Source organism: Streptomyces sp. NPDC005263 (assembly GCF_042872365.1).
Taxonomy (GTDB): domain Bacteria; phylum Actinomycetota; class Actinomycetes; order Streptomycetales; family Streptomycetaceae; genus Streptomyces.
In genome coordinates this window covers 1-5,626 of the sequence record NZ_JBIAKJ010000030.1, presented here as the reverse complement: position 1 = coordinate 5,626, position 5,626 = coordinate 1, and the positions used below count along the sequence as shown (strand labels likewise).

Here is a 5,626-nt window from a genome sequence, read left to right as displayed (position 1 = left end):
GCGAGATCTACCGGCTGATCGTTCCCTCAGAAACGGCGGCTGACCATCCAGACTCCGCTGGAGCCGTGAGTTGACATCCATAGGGGCATCAACCTCGCCCCGGCCGTGAAGAAAGTGATCTTCCGCAGTCGCTCTCGGGAGGAGAACCCGCGCTGGACCGCCTTCCATGAGCACTATGGATTCACTCCGTTCTCCTGCGAGCCGGGCCTGCGCGGCGCCCACGAGAAGGGTGGAGTCGAAGGCCAGGGTCGGCTACTTCCGCCGCAACTACCTTACTCCGGTGCCGCAGGTGGACAGCCTGGACGAACTCAACGCCAAACTCGCCGAGTTCGAGGCGAAGGAGGACGAGCGGCGGATTGGGGCGAGGATGCGGACCATCGCGCAGGACTGCGCCCGCGAGGCCGGCCATCTGCTGCCCTTGCCGGACGATCCGTTCGCCACCGGCATCACGCTCACGCCCCGCGTCGACCGCTACGGCATGATCACCGTGAAGATGTGCAGGTACTCGGTCCCCGTCCGCTTCATCGACCGCAAGGTCACCGTCACCCTCACCTGGGACGACCTGACCGTCCATGACGGCCGCCGGGAGATCGCCCGCCACCGGCGACTTACCGGTCGCGGCGCCGAACACCTCGTGCTGGACCACTACCTGGAAGCCCTGCTGACCAAGCCGGGAGCACTGGAACGCTCCGAGGCCCTCCACCAGGCCCGCGCCGAGGGCACCTTCACGGCCGTCCACCAAACGTTGGTCAAGGTGCTGTTGCTGCACCGCCATCAGCAGCACGCCGACGTGGTGGCCGGGATCCGCGGAGCGGCTCGTCGAACGGCCCGATGATCGGCTCCAAGCCGAGGCTGCTTAAGGTGGCGTGATGCCCGTAGCGACAAGTCTCGATGAGAAAGCGAGCGGCATGGACATCGTCGTCGACGACCTCTCCGGTCGGCAGATCGCCGAGTTCCTCGAAGAGCACGTACAGGAGATGCGCGCCATCACACCGCTGGAGAGCAAGCATGCCCTCGACCTCGACGAACTTCGCATCCCCGAGGTCACTTTCTGGTCGGTCCTGGACGGTGACGCGCTGGTGGGTTGCGGTGCGATCAAGAAGCTGGACGCGGGTCACGCAGAGCTGAAGTCGATGCGTACCTCGTCGGCGCACAAACGAAGCGGGATCGCATCCCAGCTGCTGGAGCACATCCTCACCGAGGCCAAGCGCATGGGCCTCACCCGGATCAGCCTGGAGACCGGCTCGGCTGAGTTCTTCCAGCCGGCCAGGAAGCTGTACCAGAAGTTCGGGTTCGACTACTGCGAGCCCTTCGGGGACTACCAACCCGATCCGAACAGCGTGTTCATGACGCGGACGCTCTAACAGACGTATCCACAGGTCTTGACTATTGCTCGTACCAGGCTCCGGACCCGGCGTCGGGGTTCGATGCGCGAACCGGCCCGCGATGCGGCACATCAGGCCCTCGAATCTCTCCTGCCAGCGGGCAAGGTCTACGCTGTGACCTGCGGCCACCGTATGATCGTTTGTCTTCACACGCCGATGATCAACGGTGGCCGAATTCACGTGCGGATCGGTCCCGACCATCAAGACCGCCAGATGTGCGGCCGACTGGAAATGGCGGGACGCAGCCGGTCATCCCGGCTTGAGCGCACCCCGGGCGATGACCGCCTCACGCAGACGCGCGGCCATCGAGGCCGTCTGCTCCGGCGACAGCGTCAGGGCCCCGTTCTCCGTCATCAGAGCATGGAACTGCTGCTCAGCATAGGGAACGCCGGGCGGCAGGGCGGCGATGTGCCAGTGCAGATGGGCATTGCCCTGCTGGCTGCCGAGCGAGTACAGGTAAGTGCGCTCTGGCTCGCTGACGGCCCCGACGGCGAGGGGGATCTCCCGGACGAACAGCATGAGCCGGCCGTAGGCCGCCTCGTCCAGGTCGCGCACGACGTGCTCGACGTGCGCCTTCGGCGCGACCAGGACCTTGCCCGGCACCGTGGGCCATCTGTCCAGGAACGCCACGTGATCGGCATCCTCAAAAACCGTCGCATGCGGGTAATCCGGGTTCCCGGCCAGGAACGCACAGACAAAGCACGGGCCGCTTCGGGTCCGCTCCACATACGCCTCAAGATTCATCGGCTGTCGATCCGTTGGCGCCTGCGCGCCTCTCCGTAGGGGGTGCACCAGTCTGCCGCAGCCCTACGACCTGCTCTCGACGGGGACGCACTCCGCGGGGTCCGCCTTGGGTGAGGCGGCGGGTCAGTAGCGGATCACCTCGCTCGCGCGGAGAGCAGCCCGACACCAGCACCCGCGAGACGCACCACCAGTCCTCTCCGCGTGAGCGGAGGTGCTCCGGGTGGTGGGGCGCCGGCTCCCTGATCTTCGGGGTGCTCCCTGCGTGACCGGATTACGTCGGGCCGAGGTGGAGCCTCAGGGCGCTGGAACGGAAATCCGCTGAGGGCGCTTTGGAGCACTCTCCCTAGCTGGCACGATCATTCTCGGTGTCCTCGGTTTGAATCCCTGTGGGGCTCGTTGGGGACGCGTTGGGGACACAAGGATAGGAACAGACAGACAAAGGCGGGGGAGTGTCGGCATGGTTCACCCCGGCTGACCTGTAAGAACGTCACGGATCGGAGTAGGAAGGCAAGGACCGCCAAGATCCCCAAAGGACTCATAATCCGTCGGCCGTGGGTTCGAGTCCCACCCGCCCCACCACTCGCTACGCGAGGAGAATCGATCTGACCAGCAACGTTGCTGGCGGGTCGGGTGACTTGGGGGATCTTGGCGGCCCGTCCCGATCATGTTTTCATGATCGACAAGACAAATTCGGGACGCAGGTCACGCGGTGGGACGCAGACCCTCGTCCGGGTCGTCGTTCTCGGTCCTGAGGCCTGCCTTCGAGGCTTCGTCCTGGTCCTTCGGCTGGGACGGCTTGTCCGGTCCGGGGCCCTTCTTGCGGGCCCGTGGCACGACCGAGATCGTGGACTCCGCCTCGGCCGTCATGAGCTGAGGCAGGACGCTCGTATACGTGTCCGAGGTGATCTGGCGGGAGCTGTGCCCCAGCCGCTCTTGGACGACCTTGATGTCCGCCTTGCCCAGCAGTGCCAGCGTTGCCGACAGGTGCCGTGTGTCGTGCAGCCTTATCGGGGGGAGCCCGGACAGGCCGACGAGCCGGTGAACCGCCGACTGATCCAGTCGGGGTGCAGAGGCTCACCGTTTTCGTGGGTCCAGACCCGGTTGGTCTCGACCCACGCTTTCTCACCAGACCACTGCTCGCGTTCCCTCGTCTGGGTAGCCTGCCACTCCCGTAACAGCTCGCGGGTCTGACGGTCGAAGGTGACGGTACGCACACTGTCTTGCTTGGGGGCCTCGTCGTACTGGCGGTAGGCGATCTCCACGATCTGCGCGGAGATGCGGAACCATGAGCCGGACAGGCTGACCTCGGGCCAGGGAAGGGCGCACATCTCGCCGCGGCGGGGGCCACGGAAAATGAACGTGTGCCACATGGCGCAGAGACGGTCGTCACATATGAAGTCGAGGAACTCGCCGGCCTGCTCCGGCGTCCAAACCATGACGGGACTGGGCTTCTTGCCCGTGCGCTCCCATTCTTCAACCCGCTCCGGCGTCCAGACCAACGCTCTCGGCCGCTTGACCGCCGGCAGCTCGACAAACGCGGCCCAGTTGGTCGAGTACTCGCCCCGCTTGATGCCGCTTCCGAGGAACGAGCTGAGGGTGGCGTTGATGCGGTGCATCGTCGCGGCGCTGGTGATCTTCCGTTTGCCCTTACGGCTCTCGCGGAGTGCAGCGTTGGCGTCGCGGTAGGCCCGGCGCGCAGCGCGGCGCTCCTCCTTCTTCCCTGCGGCCCGCACCCAGGCCGTGTGGGCCGCATCGTGTGCCTCTTCCAGCTCGACCACCTTGGAGTGGTGGATCAGCCGCTCGGCGTTCTCTCGCTCGATCGCGTCGTACATGGCCTCGATGTGGCGAAGCTTGAGGTCTCGCCGTTTTATGTGCCCGAGTTGCGGTTCGAGATACAGAGCGATGTGCTCCTCGTACCCGTGACGGGTCGTGCGGGCCAGGTTCCTCTTCCTCTTGAGCCATGCGCGCAGGTCCTCGCCGACAGTGGCGTTGCTGAGCACGTCGCCACCGCCGATGACATCTCGATAGACCTCGGCCGCCTTGACCTTTGCCTCGTCCTTCGTGGCGAAGCCGCCTCGTCGCACGCGCTGACGCTTCCCGCCCTCGCCCGCTTCGAGTTCGAAGTAGAAGTACCAGGTGCCGTGCCCCTTCTGTGTGAGCTTCGGGCAGTCCGCGCCGAGCTTGCGCATCTTCGGAGTGCCGTCACCGTTGACTATCGGGTTGCCGCCGTCGTCCACTGCAGGCTCCTGGCATGCGCAGCGCCGCTGGTAGCTGCGGTTGAACACGAATCTCCCCTTCGTGACTTTCACTTGTGCATCTTCTGTGCCGGTCCTTGTCGAACCGATGTCCATCTTGCCCCAACACTCCAGTGTTGACGTCTCCTTATGAGACGTTGGCGTGGGGGAGAACGCGACAACAGAAATGACAACGAAGGACGCTTCTGTAGCTACGGACTCCCGGGTGGGCCAGATGACCCTGGAGGAACTACTTGCGCTGCCGCCGACGGTGAACGTCACGACGGCTGCGCGGGCGCTTGGGATCGGCACGCACAAGGCTTACAACTTGATCAAGTCTTTCCCCGTGCAGACGCTCCCTCTGGGCAGCACGGTGAGAGTCCCTACCGCTGCGCTTTGGCGAGTGCTTGGGGTGGCGCCACCAGTGCAGTGATCTGTGTAGCCCTTAGGCCGTCGATCTTCCTGGGTCACAGCTCAGACAACGTGCTGCGGCTCTAGGGTCGGGCGGCCACGGGGCGCACGAGACGAGAACGGACCACCGCATGCCACGGCTCTACGGTTTCGACGATCAGTCGCGTCAGCGGCTGCGTGATGGCGAAGTGGACTCGCTCCGCCAGATGGTGAGTCGCGCGCTGATTGACGCCTCCATGTCCAACCAGGGGATCGCCGTATGGGCGAACGATGAGGGCTATCGGGGCACGCTCGGCGGGGAGTGGAAGGACGCGTCGATCGGACGGCTCTTCCGCAATCCGGCGATCGCGGGGCTGCGCTACGAGGACGGCCAACTCGTCGACGCCGGCCACCCGGGCATCATCACCCGCGAGGAGTTCGAGGCCCTTCAGGCGCGTGAGCAGAGCCGCAAGACGGCCGATGCGGATCCGCCGTACGACTACCTGCTGACTGACGGGGCCTGCACCTGCGGCAAGTGCACCAAATGGCTACAGGGTGCTTGCTCTAACGCAGGCACGCCTGGTTACCGGTGTCGTCCCAAGGACAAGCAGGGGCGGGGTGGCTGCGGCGAAGTCCGGATCGACGCCGAGCTGCTGGAGAACCACGTCGGCGAGTATGTCGTAGCGGAACTTCTCAAGCCCGGCCTCCGGGACCAGATCCTCAAGGCACAGGCCGCTGTGCGCGAGCAGGTCAATCACCTCAACAGGGAGGTCGAGGACCTAGTGCCGCATCAGGCAACGTTCGCCCTGTTCACCACGTCACGGAGGCGGTCGTCGGCAGCATGCTTGTTGCGCCAGATGATGTAGCGGCGGA

The 5,626-nt window shown here is 65.2% G+C and carries 5 protein-coding genes and 3 pseudogenes; 3 read left to right on the top strand and 5 right to left on the bottom strand.

The annotated features are described in order from the left end of the window. The first annotated feature begins 280 nt into the window (after window positions 1-280). Together ACFYRY_RS42895 and ACFYRY_RS42890 are read left to right on the top strand one after the other, a co-directional pair. Complete coding sequence (locus ACFYRY_RS42895) at window positions 281-835, top strand: hypothetical protein (protein ID WP_389158941.1); 555 nt, start codon at window positions 281-283, stop codon at window positions 833-835. A 73-nt stretch (window positions 836-908) separates the two neighbouring features. After that, on the top strand, window positions 909-1,364 hold the full coding sequence (locus ACFYRY_RS42890) for a GNAT family N-acetyltransferase (RefSeq protein WP_389158944.1): 456 nt from the start codon (window positions 909-911) through the stop codon (window positions 1,362-1,364). Between the two features lie 270 nt (window positions 1,365-1,634). Here ACFYRY_RS42890 and ACFYRY_RS42885 read toward each other — a convergent pair whose 3' ends face one another. The 4 genes and pseudogenes from ACFYRY_RS42885 to ACFYRY_RS42870 form a co-directional block, all read right to left on the bottom strand. Continuing rightward, window positions 1,635-2,129 carry an HIT family protein gene (locus tag ACFYRY_RS42885; protein WP_389158938.1) on the bottom strand — a complete coding sequence of 165 codons (495 nt, stop codon included), beginning with the start codon at window positions 2,127-2,129 and terminating at the stop codon, window positions 1,635-1,637. Window positions 2,130-2,831: 702 nt separating this feature from the next. Continuing rightward, on the bottom strand, window positions 2,832-2,996 hold the full coding sequence (locus ACFYRY_RS42880) for a hypothetical protein (RefSeq protein ID WP_389158935.1): 165 nt from the start codon (window positions 2,994-2,996) through the stop codon (window positions 2,832-2,834). Between the two features lie 69 nt (window positions 2,997-3,065). After that, window positions 3,066-3,131: pseudogene (locus tag ACFYRY_RS42875) on the bottom strand (hypothetical protein); the annotation flags it as partial. 2 nt (window positions 3,132-3,133) lie between these two features. After that, window positions 3,134-4,414 (bottom strand): Arm DNA-binding domain-containing protein, encoded by a 1,281-nt coding sequence (locus ACFYRY_RS42870; protein ID WP_389158932.1) that lies wholly within the window; start codon window positions 4,412-4,414, stop codon window positions 3,134-3,136. 491 nt (window positions 4,415-4,905) lie between these two features. Here ACFYRY_RS42870 and ACFYRY_RS42865 point away from each other — a divergent pair. Beyond that, window positions 4,906-5,418, top strand: a pseudogene (locus ACFYRY_RS42865) (recombinase family protein); the annotation flags it as partial. A 125-nt stretch (window positions 5,419-5,543) separates the two neighbouring features. On the opposite strand, the pseudogene ACFYRY_RS42860 reads toward ACFYRY_RS42865, so the two are convergent. Next, window positions 5,544-5,626 (bottom strand): annotated as a pseudogene (locus ACFYRY_RS42860) (transposase); the annotation flags it as partial.

Coding starts and splice junctions, on each gene's coding strand:
- ACFYRY_RS42890 (WP_389158944.1), top strand. CDS start 909: ATGGACATCGTCGTCGACGACCTCTCCGGTCGGCAGATCGCCGAGTTC.
- ACFYRY_RS42885 (WP_389158938.1), bottom strand. CDS start 2,129: ATGAATCTTGAGGCGTATGTGGAGCGGACCCGAAGCGGCCCGTGCTTT.
- ACFYRY_RS42880 (WP_389158935.1), bottom strand. CDS start 2,996: ATGACGGCCGAGGCGGAGTCCACGATCTCGGTCGTGCCACGGGCCCGC.